Consider the following 17,677-nt stretch of genomic DNA (forward strand, 5'->3'; position numbering starts at 1 on the left):
CCGATCTCTTACCGAAGAGAATCGGCGTTTTTGCTAGGCAGTTATGCTATAATGTTCACGGGTGAAGATAATGGTCGAAAAATCAATCAGAGAACGTATTATTGAAACATCCATGCGCTTGTTTGAAGCAAATGGCTACCACAAAGTGACTGTGGATCAAATTGTGAAAGAAAGCGGCACGTCGAAGGGAGGATTTTATCACAACTTCAAATCCAAGGATGAACTTCTCTACATCATTCATGATCAATTCATTACGTATGTGCTGGAGAAAGCAGAGGAAGCTTACGAGAAGTGGGATACCCCGACAGAACGACTGCAGGCCATCGTAAAATCCTTCGTTATGATGATTGATCTGTACCGCTCTCAGGTTACGATTTTTTATCAGGAAAGCTTGTTTTTAGCTCCGGAGTACTACACGGATATTGAAACGAAACGGGATCGCTATAAAAAAATTATGTTCACCGTCATTTCGGACGGGATCGAATCGGGTGAGTTCCGCCCGGAGCTGCCCGTGCCGATTGTGTCCATGGCTATTTTTGGCATGGTGAACTGGATTTACAAGTGGTATCAAAAGTCAGGGACGTACTCGATCGAGCAAATCGCGGAGATTTATGCAGATATGGTTCTTCATTCCGTTTTGAAATCAGAATCGATGGAAAACCCGGCCTTTCAGCGTTTTTTCCTGCAATCACAAGATAATCCCTTCAAGTCATTGTAGGGGGCTAACTAGGATCATGCGGCTACACTCAAGCTTTTCGATAGGAGACAGGGGCATAGTCGCTTGATGGTCCCATCTAAAATAACCGGATCAGACCAACTGGTTGGTCTGTACTAGTATTCTGACATTTGTTATAATATCAAAAAGACCAACTGGTCGGTCTTGCTCAATCACCACAGACCAACTAGTCGGTTCGGAGATTGTGTAGTCAGATTCGGAATAGGGAGGAATAGTCGTGCTTACCATTTACGAAATGCGAGAACTTGTGAAGCTATTGGAGCAGACGGACATAGAATCTTTTGAGGTAAATGACGAAGATTCTTCTTTGCGTATCAAACGAAGAAATGGGAATCAAGTCACAGCCGTACATCAGCCCCCCGTACAAGTCAAAAGCGCGCCAATCGTGACGGCGGCACCCGCTGTTCTTTTGCCTAAAAAAGAAGCGATTGAGCGCCCGGTCGCAACCGTTCCGGTGGAAGCACCTCAGAAATCGGCGGAAGTGACGGAAAACTTGTACAAAATTACTTCACCTATGGTCGGAACCTTCTATGCAGCACCTGCCGTTGACGCAGCACCATACGTATCCGTAAATGATCGGGTAGAGCCAACTACCATTGTCTGTATTGTCGAAGCCATGAAGCTGTTTAACGAGATTGAAGCAGAAGTAAAAGGAGAGATTGTCCAAGTCTTGGTGGAAAACGGCCAGCTGGTCGAGCATGGACAGCCGTTATTCCTGGTGAAGCAAGCGTAATGGAGCAGCTTTTAAGGGGAGGACTGGAAGAGTGAGCAAACATACATGGTTCAAGGAATTCTCCGTTCCCACGTACGAGCAGTGGCGGGAAGCGGCAGAGAAATCGCTAAAGGGTGCATCCTTTGATGCCAAGCTACTGACGCATACGTACGAAGGGATTGTTCGCCAGCCAATCTATAGATACGAAGATGTCAAAACATTGCCGCATCTGGAAGCGCTACCAGGAGAAGCGCCTTTTCACAGAGGGAACCAGCAGGCTGGCGAGCATAAGGAACACAAATGGCATGTCTGTCAGGAGATCATCGCACCCAGTGCAGAAGCTTTCAATCAGGCAGCCATAAACGATTTGGCGCGAGGACAAACCATGCTGCATCTGATGGTGGATCAAGCGGCTTTGGCTGGGCTTGACCCTGACGAAGCTTTGCCAGAAACGATTGGTCACAAAGGCGTATCTGTTTTTTGCCGAGAGGATATAGAGCAGGCATTTCAAGGGGTGAAGCTTTCCGAGGTCCCTCTTTACGTGAACACGGGAGCGCTGGGCTTGCCCATTCTTTCGCTCATTTTGGCACATGTTGAAGCGACAGGCGAACAAGTCTCCGAGCTTCGCGGATGCATCGGCCAAGACCCTGTAACGGTTCTGCTTACAGAGGGCAAGCTCCCTTGTTCCTTGCAGGCAGCTTATAACGCTATGGCAAGTGTGGTGAAATGGGCAAAGGATCATGCACCTGCGCTGAAAACGATCCTGGTTCAAAGCAATCCTTATCAGGACGGCGGCGGAAACGCAGTAAACGAACTGGCTTTTTCACTGGCCACAGGGGTCGACTATTTGCAGGCGATGCTTGAGCGGGGAATTTCCATAGATGATATCGCAGCACGGATGCAGTTCTCATACTCGATTGGTTCAGATGTTTTCATGGAAATCGCGAAGTTGCGTGCTGCAAGAATGCTCTGGTCAAACATCGTGGCGGCCTACGGTGGATCAACGGAAGCCCAAAAGATGACGATTCACGCCAGAACTTCGGCCTGGACGAAGACGATTTACGATCCGTATGTCAACATGCTTCGTTCCACAACAGAAGCGTTCTCAGCAGTCATTGGCGGAGCAGACAGTCTGCATGTATCCGCGTTTGACGAAGCCATCCGCCCTGCCAATGAGTTTTCGAGAAGAATCGCCAGAAATACGCAAATCATTTTGCAAGAAGAAGCGCATTTGGCAAAAGTGATCGACCCTGCGGGAGGTTCTTGGTACGTAGAATGGCTAACAGATGCATTAGCGAAAAAAGCATGGGAGCTGTTCCAGCAGGTAGAAGCGCAGGGTGGCATGCTGAGCGCGTTAGAGGCAGGCTTCCCACAAGGCTTGATCGCTAGAATCGCGGATCAAAAAGCGGCGAGCATTGATACCCGTAAAAAGCGTTTGGTTGGAACCAACATGTATGCCAATACGGCTGAGCTGCCACTAGAGGCCAAGAGCCTTCCGAGTATTCACGAAGAGCGAGCAGCGGAAGCACGATCCCATCGGCTAAAACAGAACGCGACTCTCGTCTCCGCAGCGCTCAACGAGTTGTCAAAACATACCGATGAGCTCGTGGCACGTGCAGTAAAAGCTGTGCTTCATGGAGCGACTGTGGGGGATATCGCCAAAGCCATGAGCCGTGAAGATTCCGTGCAGACAATCATCCAGCCACTCCGTATTCACCGGGCATCCGAACGCTTTGAGGCCCTGCGGATACAGGGCGATGATTTCTTGAAAGCTACAGGAAAAAGACCGACCGTGTTCTTAGCGACGATGGGGCCAGTGGCAAAGCATAAGGCCCGGGCAGACTTCGCAGCAGAGTTTTTTGCGGTTGGCGGCTTTGATGTTATACGCAAGCAAGCATTCTCTACAACTCAAGAGGCGGCTGAAGCTGCGGTGGCATCAGGTGCAATGATCACGGTCATTTGTTCGGACGATACGAGTTATCCGGAGCAGGTGCCTCCATTGGCTCATGAAATCAAGCAACGTGTACCTCAAATGACGGTTCTGTTGGCTGGCTTGCCTGAGGCAGAGCAGCTGGCTACTTATAAGGCAGCCGGTGTAGATGACTGCATCCACATGCGTTCCAATTGCTACGAGATGCTGCGAGAACTTCAGGAGCGGATAGGAGTGAGCTCATAATGAAGCGACCCGATTTTTCAAAAATGGCTTATCAGTCCAAACGAGATGTGTCTGATTTGTTCCCCCAATTGGGTGCGAACCCACAAGGAATGGAGCAAATGTGGCAGACACTAGAGCAGATCCCTGTTAAACCTCTGTACACAATGGAAGACGTGGAGGGAATGGATCACCTCGGCTACATGCCTGGTTTGCCACCGTATACGCGCGGGCCGTATCCGACGATGTACGTGACTCAGCCATGGACGGTTCGCCAATATGCCGGATTTTCTACGGCGGAAGAGAGTAACGCTTTTTACCGACGGAATTTGGCTGCGGGACAAAAAGGGCTGTCGATTGCCTTCGACCTCGCGACGCATCGCGGCTATGACTCCGATCATCCCCGGGTAGTCGGTGATGTCGGGAAAGCGGGCGTGGCAGTTGATTCCATTCTCGATATGAAAATCTTGTTCGACGGCATCCCCCTCGATAAAATGTCCGTCTCCATGACGATGAACGGAGCGGTTTTGCCGATTATGGCGTTCTATATCGTGGCGGCTGAAGAGCAAGGGGTTTCACAAGAGGAGCTTACCGGAACGATCCAAAATGACATTTTGAAGGAATACATGGTTCGGAATACTTACATTTATCCGCCAAAAGCGTCGATGAAGATCATTTCCGATATTTTTGCCTACACCTCCAAGCACATGCCCAAATTCAACAGCATCAGTATTTCAGGCTACCACCTGCAGGAAGCGGGTGCGACCGCGGATATTGAATTGGCTTACACGTTGGCAGATGGCTTGGAATACGTTCGCACGGGACTTGCAGCAGGTATTGACATCGATGCGTTTGCGCCACGGCTGTCATTTTTCTGGGCGATTGGCATGAACTACTTCATGGAAGTGGCGAAAATGCGGGCAGGCCGCTTGATTTGGGCCAATCTGATCAAGCAGTTCCATCCCAAAAACGAAAAGTCGATGGCACTGCGGACACACTCACAAACGTCTGGATGGAGCTTGACGGAGCAGGATCCGTATAACAACGTGGTGCGGACGTGCATCGAAGCCATGGCGGCTGCTCTGGGGCATACCCAATCTCTGCATACGAACGCATTGGATGAAGCGATTGCGTTGCCGACAGACTTTTCAGCTCGGATCGCGCGAAATACGCAGTTGTTTTTGCAGGACGAAACCGAGATAACCAAGGTCGTCGATCCGTGGGCAGGTTCTTATTACGTCGAGTCGTTGACGGCGCAGCTCGTGGAAAAAGCGTGGGCGCACATCGAAGAAATCGAAGCACTTGGCGGTATGGCAAAAGCAATTGAGACGGGATTGCCGAAAATGAAGATCGAGGAAGCGGCAGCACGCCGTCAGGCACATATCGATTCGGCGAAGGAAGCCATTATTGGCGTGAACAAATACCGTCTGGACAAAGAAGATCCGCTGGAAATTCTCGAAGTCGACAACACAGCGGTCCGAGAAGCGCAAATCAGTCGTTTGCAGGAGCTGCGCAGTAACCGGGATGAGGCGAGAGTGCAAGCAACACTTCAGGCCATTACGGAGTGCGCGAAAACGGGTGAAGGCAATCTGTTGGAGCTGGCCATTGAAGCGGCGCGAGCAAGAGCTTCTTTGGGAGAAATATCGGATGCCTATGAAAAGGTCGTGGGGAGACACAAGGCGGTCATTCGCTCCATCAGCGGCGTCTACAGTTCCGAATACGCAGATGCCGATGAGGTAGCGGCAGTCCGCAAGATGGCAGACGAATTCGAGCAGTGGGAAGGCAGACGTCCCCGTATTATGATCGCGAAAATGGGTCAAGACGGACATGACAGGGGCGCGAAAGTGATTGCGACCGCTTTTGCCGATTTGGGCTTTGATGTCGACATCGGTCCGTTGTTCCAGACACCTGAGGAAACAGCAAAACAAGCAATTGAAAATGACGTGCACGTGATCGGCTTCAGCTCGCTTGCGGCAGGACATAAGACATTGCTGCCACAACTGGTGGGAGAGCTCAAGAAGCTGGGACGCGAGGATATTGTCGTCGTTATAGGTGGTGTTATACCAGCACAAGATTACGCCTTTCTGCGAGAGCATGGTGCCGCAGCTATCTTTGGGCCAGGAACAGTCATTCCTGTAGCAGCCCAGCACGTTCTCCAAGAGATCGTGTATCGCCTGGAGGCTGCTGGACAATGACCGGGGGCAAGGCTGACAAGAATTTCTTGAACGTTTCCTCCAGGGCACGCCTCCCACGTTTATCGGTGGATCAATACGTCACAGGCGTACGAGAGAATAACCGAACGGTTTTGGCACAGGCAATCACACTGGTCGAGAGCAACGCTCCCGCTCATATGGATATGGCCCAAGAGGTGATCAAGCAGCTGCTTCCTCATACAGGTCAATCCATACGCATAGGGATATCCGGTGTGCCAGGTGCGGGCAAGAGCACGTTCATTGAAGCATTTGGCAGTATGCTTTGCGAAAAAGGTCATCGTGTCGCTGTTTTGGCCGTTGATCCGAGCAGTACAGTTACACGCGGGAGCATTCTCGGTGACAAGACACGAATGGAGCTCTTGTCACGCAATCCACAGGCGTTCATCCGACCGTCTGCCACTGGAGGCACGCTAGGCGGTGTCAATCGGAAGACCCGAGAAACGATGCTGATCTGTGAGGCAGCAGGCTATGATGTAATCTTGGTTGAAACGGTCGGCGTCGGACAAAGCGAGACGACAGTCAGGTCCATGGTCGATTTCTTTTTACTCCTGATGCTGACAGGTGCGGGCGATGAGCTGCAAGGAATCAAAAAAGGCATCATGGAAATAGCAGATGCGCTTCTGATCAATAAGGCCGATGGGGAAAACCGCACGCGTGCCTTGATCGCCAAAGGGGAGTACAATCGCGTTCTGCATTACTTGCAGCCGGCAACCACTGGCTGGGAGACGAAAGCATACATGTGTTCCTCGCTAACAGGGGAAGGCATTGAAGATATTTGGGAGGTCATCGGTCAATTTCGTGAAACCACCATTCAAACGGGTGGCTTCGAGGCAAGGCGCAAAGCACAGCTACTCGATTGGATGCACAGTATGGCTCAAGACTACTTGCGCGCGACCTTTTTCGGCAACCAGCAAGTAGCCAAGCTGCTTCCCTCCATTGAAGAAGCCGTTGCGAGTGGCGAGATTTCACCGACGAGCGCTGTACAGCAATTAGTGGCGATCTATGAGAATGCGATCATGAAAAAGGAATAGAGAGATGGTGGTCCATATGAGCAGCAATATGTACGAAAAAATTGATGAATTGATGGAACGCAAATATAAAATCCAGCTAGGCGGCGGTGATGCTCGCATCGATGCCCAGCATAACCGCGGCAAGTTGACTGCACGCGAGCGGATCGAGCTTCTGCTTGACCCAGATACCTTTATGGAGCTGAACCCGTTTGTTGAGCACCGTGCTACGCATTTTGGTCTCGACCAGATGGAGGCACCAGGCGAGGGCGTCGTGACGGGCTACGGTAAAATCAACGGTCGCCCTGTCTATTTGTTCGCGCAGGATTTCACGGTATTTGGCGGTGCTCTGGGTGAGATGCACGCGATGAAAATCGCCAAGGTAATGGACTTGGCAGCGAAAAACGGCGCTCCTTTTATCGGTCTGAACGACTCTGGCGGCGCACGCATTCAAGAAGGGGTAAGCTCGCTGGATGGCTACGGCACGATTTTTTACCGCAATGCCATTTACTCCGGTGTGATTCCGCAAATCTCTGTCATCCTTGGACCGTGTGCAGGAGGAGCGGTTTACTCTCCAGCAATAACTGATTTCGTGTTCATGGTAGAAAAGACGAGTCAAATGTTCATCACAGGTCCAAAAGTGATCGAAACTGTTACAGGTGAAAAAATATCCGCGGAGGACCTAGGCGGAGCAAAAGTCCATTCGACGGTGAGCGGCAATGCCCATTTTACGGCAGAAACCGAACAGGAAGTATTGGAAGGAGTGCGCAGGCTGCTCAGCTTCCTGCCACAAAACAATCGCGATCGCGCACCTGTGGTAAAAGCAGAGGAGAATAATGGTTGGCAAGAGGAGCTTTTGGAGCTGGTACCTGCTGAAAGCACCAAAGTATACGATGTGCGCAAGGTCATCGAAAAAATCGTGGACCACGGTGATTTCATGGAAGTACAGCCAAACTTTGCCCGCAATATCGTTATCGGTCTGGCGCGTATCGATGGACACAGTGTCGGCATTATCGCCAACCAGCCGAAGGTCATGGCAGGCGGGCTGGACATTCATTCATCGGATAAGCTGGCACGGTTCATCCGTTTCTGCGACTGCTTCAACATTCCGCTGCTAACCTTTGAAGATGTCTCTGGCTTTTTCCCGGGAATCAATCAGGAGCACGGAGGGATTATCCGTCACGGGGCGAAAATCTTGTATGCATACTCAGAAGCAACGGTTCCCAAAATCACGGTGATCTTGCGCAAAGCTTACGGAGGGGCTTACGTGGCGCTGAACTCCAAATCCATTGGAGCAGATGTCGTGTATGCATGGCCGAATGCAGAGATTGCCGTCATGGGTCCAGAGGGGGCAGCCAACGTCATTTTTGCAAAGGAAATCGAACAAAGTGAGGACCCGGCCGCGACTCGCGCAGAGAAAATTGCCCTCTACCGTGAAAAGTTCGCCAATCCATATGTCGCGGCAAGTCTCGGGATGGTGGATGACGTCATCGATCCGCGCGAAACCCGCCAAAAGGTGGCGCAAGCGTTGGAGATGCTAAGAAACAAGCAGGAAGATCGTCCGTACAAAAAGCACGGGAATATCCCGCTTTAGAAAGGAGCTCTGATCGTGCTATGAAGCTGCATGAACTGCGTGAATTCATCAAGCTGGTAAATCAGTCTTCCATTGAGGAGCTGGAATGGGAGAAGGGCAAGACCCGAATCGTGATCAAGAAAAGCGCACCAGTAGATGTCGTGGCTGTCAATACGCCTATACAGGTGGGCGAAGTGGAGAATGGTTATCAGGAGGCAGCCGCCACTGCTGAGTCCGTCGATGTTGCTGCTGAGGCACCTAAGGAAGTGACACAACAAGTCATGTCTTTAGGAGTAGGACTGTTCTATGCGGATGTGACAGTGGGGCAGACCGTTCAAGCAGGCGAAAAGGTTGGACGCTGCACGGCTGATGCTCTTCAGCTATCTACCGATATTACGACCCCCGTTAGCGGAATCATCACGGAAATTCTCGTCGTGGATGGTCAGTTTGTCGATTATGGAAAAGCTTTGATCGTTGTCAAAACTCAGTAGGAAGGAGAGCGCCTATGTTTACGAAAGTATTAATTGCCAATCGCGGCGAAATCGCTGTCCGCATTATCCGTGCTTGTCAGGAACTAGGGATACGTACAGTCGCTGTCTTTTCTGAGGCGGATCGGGAAGCATTGCACGTAGAATTGGCGGATGAAGCGTATTGCATCGGACCTACGGCGTCCAAAGACAGCTATTTGAACATGGCACGGATTATGACGGTCGCACTTCACACGAAGACAGACGCTATCCACCCGGGCTATGGCTTCTTGGCGGAAAACGCTTCGTTTGCCCAGCTTTGCCAAGATTGCTCCATTACCTTTATCGGTCCAGATCCCGAAGCGATCACCAAAATGGGTGACAAAGCCGTAGCAAAAGCAACGATGAGTCAAGCGAATGTTCCATTAGTTCCAGGTACAGAAGGCTTGATTGAAGACATCGATGAAGCATTGCAGGTGGCGGAAAAAATCGGCTATCCTGTCATCGTAAAAGCAACGGCTGGCGGCGGCGGTAGAGGCATGCGTGTCGCTTTTGACGCCGATGAGTTGTCCAAGGCCATTCGGCAAGCCCAGAAAGAAGCGGAGACGGCATTCGGCAACGCCGGCGTATACTTGGAAAAATACGTGGAAGAGCCGCGGCATGTGGAAATTCAAATCATGGGCGACAAGCACGGCAACGCTGTGTTCTTGGGAGAGCGGGATTGCTCCATCCAACGTCGTCATCAAAAGCTGGTAGAGGAAGCGCCATCTCCGGCGCTGGACCAAGCCCTACGCGAGCAAATGGGGCAGGCTGCGGTAGCGGCAGCCAAAGCGGTTTCGTACCACGGTGCGGGTACCGTTGAATTTTTGCTCGACAAGCACGGCCAATTTTACTTCATGGAAATGAATACGCGGATTCAGGTAGAGCATCCCGTGACAGAGATGATCACAGGGATCGACTTGATCAAAGAACAAATATCTGTCGCAGCAGGCAATCCGTTAACCTTCTCACAAGAAGACGTGAAAATCAACGGATGGGCAATCGAGTGCCGGATCAATGCCGAGAATCCTGCCAAAAACTTTATGCCATCACCAGGGAAGGTCATCAATTACTTACCGCCTGGCGGTTACGGTGTGCGCGTGGACAGTGCGGTTTATCCCGGCTACGAAATCTCTCCCTTCTATGACTCAATGGTCGCCAAGCTGATCGTTTGGGGAACAGATCGCAATGAAGCATTGGCGCGCATGAAGCGGGCGCTGGGTGAGTTTGTCATCGAAGGCGTGCATACGACGGTTCCCTTCCATGAGAAGCTGCTGGAGCATCCGGACTTTGTTGCGGGGAATTTCGCTACGAATTTTCTGGAAAAAAATAAGCTGGATTTGTAACGAGCATGAAAGAACTGTGACAGAAATCGCTCTTTTGTTACAGTTCTTTTTTCATTTACCCGATGGAGGGAAAAGTGTTATTGCCCCTGGAAAAAGGCTGCAAACAAGTCTTCTGCGACCAGCGCTGGTTGGAGGGTGCTGGATTCATAGGAGTGTTGACTTTATCTTGGAATAACAGTAGTATTCATTTATACTACTAAAAAGAACGGAGGTAACAGCTTGATTGATGAGCTCCGAAAAATAGGATTGTCAGACCTGGAAGCCAGATGTTATTTGGTACTTCACGAGGAACCAAAAATTTCTGGATATGAAGTGGCCAAGAAAGTTTCCGTCTCTCGGACAAACGTATACGCTGCACTTCGAGCATTGACCGAAAAGGGCATGTGCCGCATGATCGAATCGGAGCCTGTTCTTTATGATGCGGTACCGATCGAGCAGCTGATTCGTTTGTTACAATCGGAATTTGATCAAACAACCCGTGTACTTCAAGAACAGTTGAAATCCACTCCCCGAACGTCCCCTTCCTTTTATAATTGGCAAGGTGACAAAGCGATTGAAACAGCCATTAAACGTATCGTCTCAAATGCAAACAAAAGCATTGTTGTCGATATTTGGTCTGAAGATGTTCATTGGGTAGAGGAACCACTGGTAGAAGCAGAAAAACAAGGGGTTGCTGTCACGCTAATATCCATTGGCGAATGCCATGCAAAGCTAAAAAATGTTGTCGTACATAAAAGGAGTGCGGAATGGAATCAAGTGCAATCCAGGAAGTTCTCTATACTTTGCGATGCACATTCGGCGTTGCTGGGCAGCTTTGGGCGTGGGATCAAGCCCACTATACTGGAGACGGACCACCCGTCACTCATTGAGTTGCTGCAAAATGCGTTCTACCATGACATCATCATGGGTCAGATCGAGAAAGATTTCGGCCAAGTGCTGGAAGAGAAATATGGGAGTGACTATGTACGCATTATCACCCCTTACAGGGAATACTTATAACGAGTATTTCCTCTTTTTTTGACTGAATCATAGTCGTATTTATGAATACCTCTATTAATCGTTGGCAGGGAAGTGACTTTTGTATGAACTACACCCATTCAGAAACGACAAGGAAGTTGGACACAAAACGATGGTGGGCACTGTTTGTTTTACTACTCGGGACGTTAATGGTTATCAATCTCCCTATTGGAATTTTGGCAATGCTCATGATTATTCCGTTATTAAGAGAACCCCCATCGAATGGGAATCAGAAAATAGATGTGCGCGGCATTATCATTCTTACTTGCGGTTTGCTGTTGCTTGTTTATCCCTTGGTCGTCGGTAGAGAAGCGGGATGGCCTCTCTGGATCTATTTGAGCTTTGTGGGAGCGATAGCCTTATTTTTCCTATACCAATTCCATGAAAAACGGATGACGCTACGCGGGGATGAGCCGTTAATACGTGTAAACATATTCAAGGAGCGCACTTTCACCCTTGGTGTGTTTACAATTTTGGCCTATCAAATTGGAAACAGTGGATTTTTTCTCGTTGTTTCAATGACGCTTCAGGACGCCCTGTCCCTTTCGGCGATAGACTCGGCCATTGCTTTTATTCCCATTGGTTTCGCCTTTTTTATAGCCTCCCTGCTTGGCCCCAAATTGGCTAAAACAAATGCATCCGTGTTGAAATGGGGCGCAACATTATTAATAGCCGGATATGCAGCGGTGATTGCAGTGTGTTCTTATTACGGGAACGATCTGCATTGGCAGCAGTTGATCATGCCGTTCTTCTTGATAGGTTGGGGACAAGAATTCGTTGGGGCACCACTGATGGGGACAATTATGTCAGGTGTACCGAAAGAGCAGGTAGGTTCAGCCTCCGGTATTTTAAGCACCTTTATGCAGACAGCCAATGCACTTGGGATTGCAGCCATTGGAAGCGTATTTTTTGCTGTCCTGTCCCAGTCAGCTACATACACCGGTACATCAGCGCTTCAACTACAATTGCACTCTTTTATTGTAGCGTTAGCTTGCAGTGCCATTCTAGGGGCAGTGACATTTACTCTCATCCTATGTTTGCAAAAAAACCAAAAAGAATTAAACACAAAAAGCTAGCATGTAAATGACAGCCAATCCAAAGAGGGTTGGCTGTTTATTATGGAGGAGCCTTAATTCTATTATTTCAACTCGTCAAGAAAGCTTCTTACAGCCTGATAGTATCCATCAGGGTCTGTAGAATGGATATCATGCCCGCACTCAGCAAAGCTTGCAAGCTTTGTGTTTGGCCTTTGGGTCACCATGCGCTCGGCTTGACTTTCATCCAGTACAAAGCTTTTTTTTCCATGAATCAGCAAGATCGGGCAAGAAGACGCTAGCCAATCGCTCCACCATTCACCGTCAATGTGCCGCTGAGAGATAGGCATGCCTTTTAAATCAGAACGGAATCCCCAGCCTTGTTCATCCTCAAACACGCTTTCCGAAAAATAATCGACCGCCCGAACGCCGACTTTTTCAAGTGATTTCCTTAGGTCGTGTAAAGAAGGGGAGCGATGTGGGAGTTTTTCTGCAAAGGATAAGTCGGCCTTAATTTCTACCCCGATATCTTCTACAATGACTGCGTCCACAAGCTCAGGATAACGGGCCGCAAATTGATAAGCGTTGACGCCTCCTAAAGAATGCCCAACGATCGTAACAGGAGCTCCATCCAAAACGGTCTGAACAAAGGCAAGAATATCGTTGAGGTAGCCTTCACGTGAATAGTCCGTATCTGGAGCATGCTCACTCCAGCCGTGGCCTCGTTGATCCAATCCAATCACGCGCCAATCTGTGAATCTGGAAGCAAACCCGGTAAAGGTCCGCGCATCATTCATATGACCATGCAACAGGAGCAAAACTCTTTGACTGTCCCCTCCGAAATCAAGGTAAGATAGTTTTACGTTACCTGATTGGAAAAATTTTCTCGTTATCGTTCCTTTTTCTTGTGGATAAAGCATACAGCTATTCCTCCTTAGTTATCATCAGCATCATGTCCAACTCGACTTCTCCTTCACAATAACAGATAATAGTGACAGGAATTGTCATAATAAAAACATTTGGAGAGTTATACCATGCCAAAATCAAAAAGACTGCTGGAAATGATGATGACTGTCAACCGGAAGCGCAAGTTTACTGTGAGTGAGCTTGCTAACGAATTTGGCGTTTCAGGGCGAACAATACTCCGCGACCTGCAAGAGCTGAGTGAGTTAGGGGTGCCTTTGTACTCTGAGGTGGGACCGCATGGCGGATATCATGTTTTGAAGGAAAGGATTTTGCCGCCTATTGCATTCTCAGAGGAGGAAGCGGTCGCAATCTTTTTCGCGATCCATGCTCTTCGACACCATACCTCACTGCCATTTGAGACAGAATCCTCCTCGGCGCTGAACAAATTTTATCAGTTCATGCCTCCGGATATTCGCGATCGCATTGATCAGATGAAACGCCGTGTTGATTTTGTGACACCGAAGCGGCAAGCAAGCTCTCCGCATTTATCCACTCTGCTGGATGCCGCCATCCAACAAAAAGTGCTAAGCATCACTTATGAAACGCGTGGACAACAATCCACACGGGAGATACAGCCAATTGGAATTTATACAAAAAACGGTCTATGGTACAGTCCGGCTTATTGTTATCAACATCAAGATATTCGCGTGTTCCGTTGTGACCGTATCCATGACGTCGTACCATCGGCATTGACGCCGTTGGATCTTCGAGACATTCACTTGGAAAATAGACAGGTCAAAACCGTCGAGGATCAGGACACCGTCCACTTATTTGCAGAGCTGACGATTGAAGGTGTGCAGGCTTGTGAGGCTGAACTTTGGCTTGCATCTATGCTGCATGTTCGGCAGGATGGAAGTGGTTGGTTGGAAGGAAATGTATCGAGAAGTGACATCTTGTTTTTTGCAAAGTTTTTGATTGGGTTGGGGAAAGAAGTGAGTGTACAGCATTCACCGGAAATAATAGACGGAATAAAAGCGTATTTGGCAGAACTGATGAACATTTATTCGCAATGAGGAGGTAGCCATGGCATTACCCAAAAAAGGCACGAGGGGCATAACGGTAGGAGAACAGCGATATCGATGGGTCATTAGCCCAGCAGCGAAGGGTCTGCTCGCGTTGACGATTCAGCACAATGAAGGGATAGGGCAGTTAATTCGCGTGTACGTAAAATCCGATGTGAATGACTTTTGGGCGGAGTTTCCACTTGTGCAGCATTTGGATATGAGAGTGATAAAGCCAGCCGATGTCGCGGCGATTATTGAAGATGCGATCAAGCTGGGATGGCAACCTGACAAAAAAGGGGCGCCTCTGAGCTTTGACTTCGTCGGCAGTACGCTCGTTAAAAAAGGGAATACATAGCAATACCGGAACGGGAGTTGTCTAGATAGAAGCAGAGGAGAAGAAGTCGGATGGAATGGGCAATCGTCAGCAAGACAAAGGATATTGAGATCGTGCGAGCAGCAGTGGATCAATTAGATATCAACGAACGAGATCAACGCGGGAGAACACCGCTGATGCTTTTTATCACAAACCGAATGCCGCCAGAAGCGATTCAGATGCTGTTGGATAAAGGCGCAGAGCTGGAGGCGGAAGACAAGTTGGGCGAAACCGCGTTGAAAAAAGCCGTCAAATTCAAGCAAGTCGAAGCCGTAAAACGATTGCTGCAACAGGGAGCCGAGCTTGATTCTAAGCATGGCATTTTGGCCACTGCTTGGAATGCCGCCAGAATGGACAAAGCGATTGCAGACCTGCTGCTCGAAACGAAAGGCGCAGTACGTCTAACGCTGTCTTCTGAGGAAGAGGATGCGGTGGACGATATTTTATATGAGGAATCTGAGCACAAGCGGTGCCAAAAAATAAAACTGCTTGATTCATCTGTTCTCCTTCATGCTGTCGTGAATGGCTACAACTGGGATGACGGACCGGAGGCGATGATTGCGGCTTTTGAGAATCCTGCCTGTGCAACAATCACTCTTTTGGATATGTATGAACTGATGGATGCCGACTATTGGCTGGAAATGGACGAGGAGGAAATCGCGGAATCGGAGGAACGCAACCGCTGGAGAATGCTCGCCATCCAACTAAAAGAGAAACTGGCAGATGAATGGGATAGGGGTTGATCATCATGTGTCGATATGGGATGTATGGTCCATACAAACAAATATACGCCTGTTTTCCTTGCCGAAAAGTGTTCAAGCAAACCTCCAAGTATGAGATGACGGAGGAAGAATGGAAGAAGATCAAGCATAGCTGTCCGCAATGCGGTGAGGGAATGAAGGATATGGGGCATGATTTCAAGGCTCCAAAGCAAACGGATGTGAAGCAGTGGAAAAAGGTTGAAATTCTCTATGAGCATGGGTTTACCTATCATTCCTGTGGATGTGGTGGACCAGGCTATCGGCCAGCCCAATTACAGGAAGTGAACGAATTTCTTGAAAAGAACAAGCGGTTCAACACAGAGGGAGAGAAATTGCTGAATAGACTCACTGTAAGAATGTAAAAATGAGCAGGGGGCGGGGAATCGTGGCAACCTTCTTTTTGATCATGATTTACTTGTCGTTTATCAGCTTGGGTCTTCCCGATTCGTTACTGGGGGCAGCTTGGCCGGTCATGCAAGCAGAATATGGGGCGGCATTTGGTATGGCTGGTGTGATCAATATTGTGATTGCTTCTGGAACGATCGTATCTAGCTTGATGAGCGGTGCATTATTAAAACGACTGGGGACAGGACAGATCACCCTGATCAGCTGTTTGATGACGGCGGCAGCCTTGCTCGGCTTTTCTTTTGCCCCTTCGATTATTTGGTTGCTGGCATTGGCATTGCCGCTGGGACTAGGAGCTGGCTCTGTAGATGCTGCACTGAACCATTATGTCGCCACGCATTATCAAGCCCATCATATGAGCTGGCTGCATTGCTTCTGGGGAGTGGGTGCTACGCTTGGCCCCATTATTATGTCTGGCTTTATGCACGATCATGATTTATGGCGGAATGGCTACTTTACCATTTCTCTTATACAATTTGCATTAGTCGTACTTCTCGCGTTTACACTTCCTTTGTGGAAGCGGATGGAGAACATACAGAGCCATGCTGTCAAAGAGTCACAGGCTCAGCCGTCTCGCGGGCGGAGCGAAAAAATGTTACAGACGAAAGGCGTCAAGCTGACTTTGCTGACCTTTCTATTCTATTGTGGGGCTGAAGCTTCGGTGGGATTATGGGGGAGCAGCTTTTTGGTAAATGTGAAAGAGCTACCTGCGGCATTGGCAGCGGTGTGGGTAGCCATGTATTACGGTGGCATCACTGTTGGGCGATTTATCACGGGCTTTGTAACCTTCAAAGTGAGCAACCGCATCCTGATTCGCAGTGGACTTCTCGTATCTTTCGCCGGGGCATCGCTGTTGATGTTGCCATTACCAACCTACTATTCGCTGATCGGTTTACTGTTGCTCGGGTTGGGCTTCGCTCCGATTTATCCTTGTATGCTGCATGATACCCCAGAACGCTTTGGGAAAGAGCAATCGCAAAAGCTGATGGGCTATCAGATGGCTGTAGCGTATACGGGAGCCACGTTTTTGCCTCCGTTGCTAGGGTGGCTTGCTGCACAGACGACCGTTTCGATTTTACCGTTTTTTATAGCCTTCTACATTGTGTTCATGCTATATGGTTCAGAGAGAGTCAATCGAATCATGAAGCAACGGATTGCCCAGTCAGAAACGATCTAGCTTGAGGCACTCGCTATTTTGACGATAGCATGTTTTGCAAAGCTTTTCCGTATAAAGACAGGGGCATCTGGTCGCCGCTTATGTAATAAAAGATGGCCATGCCATTCTCTAAAGCAAGAATCGTCCATGCCATTTCATCAGCAGATAGAGTAGAGTCACTTTCTTTTGGCATCAATGTCTGTATGGCCTTGGAAAGATGCTGTACCGACTCGATGATCATGTTCGACCATCGCTTTCGAACAGACTCTTCGCGCATGGCATAAAGCAAAAATTCCAGGTTCAGCATGTTCCACGTACGATTTTGTTGCTGAACGGACATAAAATAGGCGTCCATGGCTTCTATAAAATGCGATAATGATGGCTGGTGATCAATTACGTGATGGATATTCGACACATGTAATTGCATCTGACCTTCCAAAATAGCGAGAAAGAGATCTTCTTTGGACTGAAAATGAGCATAAACAGCTCCTTTGGTAAAACCAGCATGGTCTGCGATTTTATCAACGGAAGCCCCGTGGAAGCCTAACTGAGCAAAAATCTCAATGGCTGAGTCAATGAGCAATTGGCGTGTTTCCTGTTTACGCTCTGCTTGGGTTAATCTGCGTCTGTTCATTCGTCCGCCTCCTTCTCTTGACAATCATACCATATAGAATTAACATTCCATATAGTATTTAAATGCTTATCGGTATGTAAGA

General features: G+C 49.0%; 17 protein-coding genes. 15 read left to right on the plus strand and 2 right to left on the minus strand.

What is annotated here, in order from left to right:
* Positions 1-70 precede the first annotated feature (70 nt).
* The 10 genes from C7R91_RS15495 to C7R91_RS15540 all read left to right on the plus strand — a co-directional run bounded on the left by C7R91_RS15495 (position 71) and on the right by C7R91_RS15540 (position 12,338).
* Positions 71-718: a TetR/AcrR family transcriptional regulator gene (locus C7R91_RS15495; RefSeq protein ID WP_047069181.1), complete on the plus strand. Its 648-nt coding sequence runs from the start codon at positions 71-73 to the stop codon at positions 716-718.
* 235 nt (positions 719-953) lie between these two features.
* Complete coding sequence (gene accB / locus C7R91_RS15500; RefSeq protein ID WP_047069182.1) at positions 954-1,469, plus strand: acetyl-CoA carboxylase biotin carboxyl carrier protein; 516 nt, start codon at positions 954-956, stop codon at positions 1,467-1,469.
* A gap of 31 nt (positions 1,470-1,500) precedes the next feature.
* Positions 1,501-3,624: a methylmalonyl-CoA mutase family protein gene (locus C7R91_RS15505; RefSeq protein ID WP_047069183.1), complete on the plus strand. Its 2,124-nt coding sequence runs from the start codon at positions 1,501-1,503 to the stop codon at positions 3,622-3,624.
* Positions 3,624-5,795 (plus strand): methylmalonyl-CoA mutase, encoded by a 2,172-nt coding sequence (gene scpA / locus C7R91_RS15510; RefSeq protein WP_047069184.1) that lies wholly within the window; start codon positions 3,624-3,626, stop codon positions 5,793-5,795. Before C7R91_RS15505 ends, scpA begins: the two co-directional genes overlap by 1 nt.
* On the plus strand, positions 5,792-6,844 hold the full coding sequence (gene meaB / locus C7R91_RS15515) for a methylmalonyl Co-A mutase-associated GTPase MeaB (RefSeq protein WP_047069185.1): 1,053 nt from the start codon (positions 5,792-5,794) through the stop codon (positions 6,842-6,844). Before scpA ends, meaB begins: the two co-directional genes overlap by 4 nt.
* Positions 6,845-6,848: 4 nt before the next feature.
* A complete protein-coding gene (locus tag C7R91_RS15520; RefSeq protein ID WP_047069186.1) occupies positions 6,849-8,414 on the plus strand; it encodes an acyl-CoA carboxylase subunit beta in 1,566 nt (521 codons plus the stop codon).
* Between the two features lie 20 nt (positions 8,415-8,434).
* A complete protein-coding gene (locus C7R91_RS15525; RefSeq protein WP_047069187.1) occupies positions 8,435-8,884 on the plus strand; it encodes an acetyl-CoA carboxylase biotin carboxyl carrier protein in 450 nt (149 codons plus the stop codon).
* A gap of 14 nt (positions 8,885-8,898) precedes the next feature.
* Positions 8,899-10,245: an acetyl-CoA carboxylase biotin carboxylase subunit gene (gene accC, locus C7R91_RS15530; RefSeq protein ID WP_047069188.1), complete on the plus strand. Its 1,347-nt coding sequence runs from the start codon at positions 8,899-8,901 to the stop codon at positions 10,243-10,245.
* A 219-nt stretch (positions 10,246-10,464) separates the two neighbouring features.
* On the plus strand, positions 10,465-11,244 hold the full coding sequence (locus tag C7R91_RS15535; RefSeq protein ID WP_047069189.1) for a TrmB family transcriptional regulator: 780 nt from the start codon (positions 10,465-10,467) through the stop codon (positions 11,242-11,244).
* Positions 11,245-11,327: 83 nt separating this feature from the next.
* Entirely contained in the window at positions 11,328-12,338 is a 1,011-nt protein-coding gene (locus C7R91_RS15540; RefSeq protein WP_047069190.1) for an MFS transporter, read from the plus strand.
* A gap of 62 nt (positions 12,339-12,400) precedes the next feature.
* On the opposite strand, the gene C7R91_RS15545 is transcribed toward C7R91_RS15540, so the two are convergent.
* Positions 12,401-13,216, minus strand: coding sequence for an alpha/beta fold hydrolase (locus C7R91_RS15545; RefSeq protein WP_047069191.1), 816 nt, complete (start codon positions 13,214-13,216; stop codon positions 12,401-12,403).
* A gap of 114 nt (positions 13,217-13,330) precedes the next feature.
* Here C7R91_RS15545 and C7R91_RS15550 point away from each other — a divergent pair, with 114 nt between their 5' ends.
* From C7R91_RS15550 to C7R91_RS15570, 5 genes are read left to right on the plus strand one after another with little or no spacing between them, the layout of a single operon-like run.
* Positions 13,331-14,275: a helix-turn-helix transcriptional regulator gene (locus C7R91_RS15550; protein ID WP_047069193.1), complete on the plus strand. Its 945-nt coding sequence runs from the start codon at positions 13,331-13,333 to the stop codon at positions 14,273-14,275.
* 10 nt (positions 14,276-14,285) lie between these two features.
* Positions 14,286-14,621: a hypothetical protein gene (locus tag C7R91_RS15555; RefSeq protein WP_047069194.1), complete on the plus strand. Its 336-nt coding sequence runs from the start codon at positions 14,286-14,288 to the stop codon at positions 14,619-14,621.
* A 50-nt stretch (positions 14,622-14,671) separates the two neighbouring features.
* On the plus strand, positions 14,672-15,382 hold the full coding sequence (locus tag C7R91_RS15560; protein ID WP_047069195.1) for a DUF4274 domain-containing protein: 711 nt from the start codon (positions 14,672-14,674) through the stop codon (positions 15,380-15,382).
* Positions 15,383-15,387: 5 nt separating this feature from the next.
* Entirely contained in the window at positions 15,388-15,762 is a 375-nt protein-coding gene (locus tag C7R91_RS15565; RefSeq protein WP_047069197.1) for a hypothetical protein, read from the plus strand.
* Between the two features lie 23 nt (positions 15,763-15,785).
* On the plus strand, positions 15,786-16,982 hold the full coding sequence (locus C7R91_RS15570) for an MFS transporter (protein WP_083995041.1): 1,197 nt from the start codon (positions 15,786-15,788) through the stop codon (positions 16,980-16,982).
* 13 nt (positions 16,983-16,995) lie between these two features.
* On the opposite strand, the gene C7R91_RS15575 is transcribed toward C7R91_RS15570, so the two are convergent.
* Positions 16,996-17,595, minus strand: coding sequence for a TetR/AcrR family transcriptional regulator (locus C7R91_RS15575; protein ID WP_047069198.1), 600 nt, complete (start codon positions 17,593-17,595; stop codon positions 16,996-16,998).
* Between the last annotated feature and the right edge of the window lie 82 nt (positions 17,596-17,677).

The sequence above is a fragment of the Brevibacillus formosus genome (genome assembly GCF_003013405.1).
Taxonomy (GTDB): Bacteria; Bacillota; Bacilli; order Brevibacillales; family Brevibacillaceae; genus Brevibacillus; species Brevibacillus formosus.

Bases quoted from the DNA above. Each gene is read 5' to 3' on its own strand.
- C7R91_RS15495 (WP_047069181.1), top strand. From the start codon at position 71: ATGGTCGAAAAATCAATCAGAGAACGTATTATTGAAACATCCATGCGC.
- scpA (WP_047069184.1), top strand. From the start codon at position 3,624: ATGAAGCGACCCGATTTTTCAAAAATGGCTTATCAGTCCAAACGAGAT.
- meaB (WP_047069185.1), top strand. From the start codon at position 5,792: ATGACCGGGGGCAAGGCTGACAAGAATTTCTTGAACGTTTCCTCCAGG.
- C7R91_RS15520 (WP_047069186.1), top strand. From the start codon at position 6,849: ATGGTGGTCCATATGAGCAGCAATATGTACGAAAAAATTGATGAATTG.
- C7R91_RS15525 (WP_047069187.1), top strand. From the start codon at position 8,435: ATGAAGCTGCATGAACTGCGTGAATTCATCAAGCTGGTAAATCAGTCT.
- accC (WP_047069188.1), top strand. From the start codon at position 8,899: ATGTTTACGAAAGTATTAATTGCCAATCGCGGCGAAATCGCTGTCCGC.
- C7R91_RS15540 (WP_047069190.1), top strand. From the start codon at position 11,328: ATGAACTACACCCATTCAGAAACGACAAGGAAGTTGGACACAAAACGA.
- C7R91_RS15545 (WP_047069191.1), bottom strand. From the start codon at position 13,216: ATGCTTTATCCACAAGAAAAAGGAACGATAACGAGAAAATTTTTCCAA.
- C7R91_RS15550 (WP_047069193.1), top strand. From the start codon at position 13,331: ATGCCAAAATCAAAAAGACTGCTGGAAATGATGATGACTGTCAACCGG.
- C7R91_RS15555 (WP_047069194.1), top strand. From the start codon at position 14,286: ATGGCATTACCCAAAAAAGGCACGAGGGGCATAACGGTAGGAGAACAG.
- C7R91_RS15560 (WP_047069195.1), top strand. From the start codon at position 14,672: ATGGAATGGGCAATCGTCAGCAAGACAAAGGATATTGAGATCGTGCGA.
- C7R91_RS15565 (WP_047069197.1), top strand. From the start codon at position 15,388: ATGTGTCGATATGGGATGTATGGTCCATACAAACAAATATACGCCTGT.
- C7R91_RS15575 (WP_047069198.1), bottom strand. From the start codon at position 17,595: ATGAACAGACGCAGATTAACCCAAGCAGAGCGTAAACAGGAAACACGC.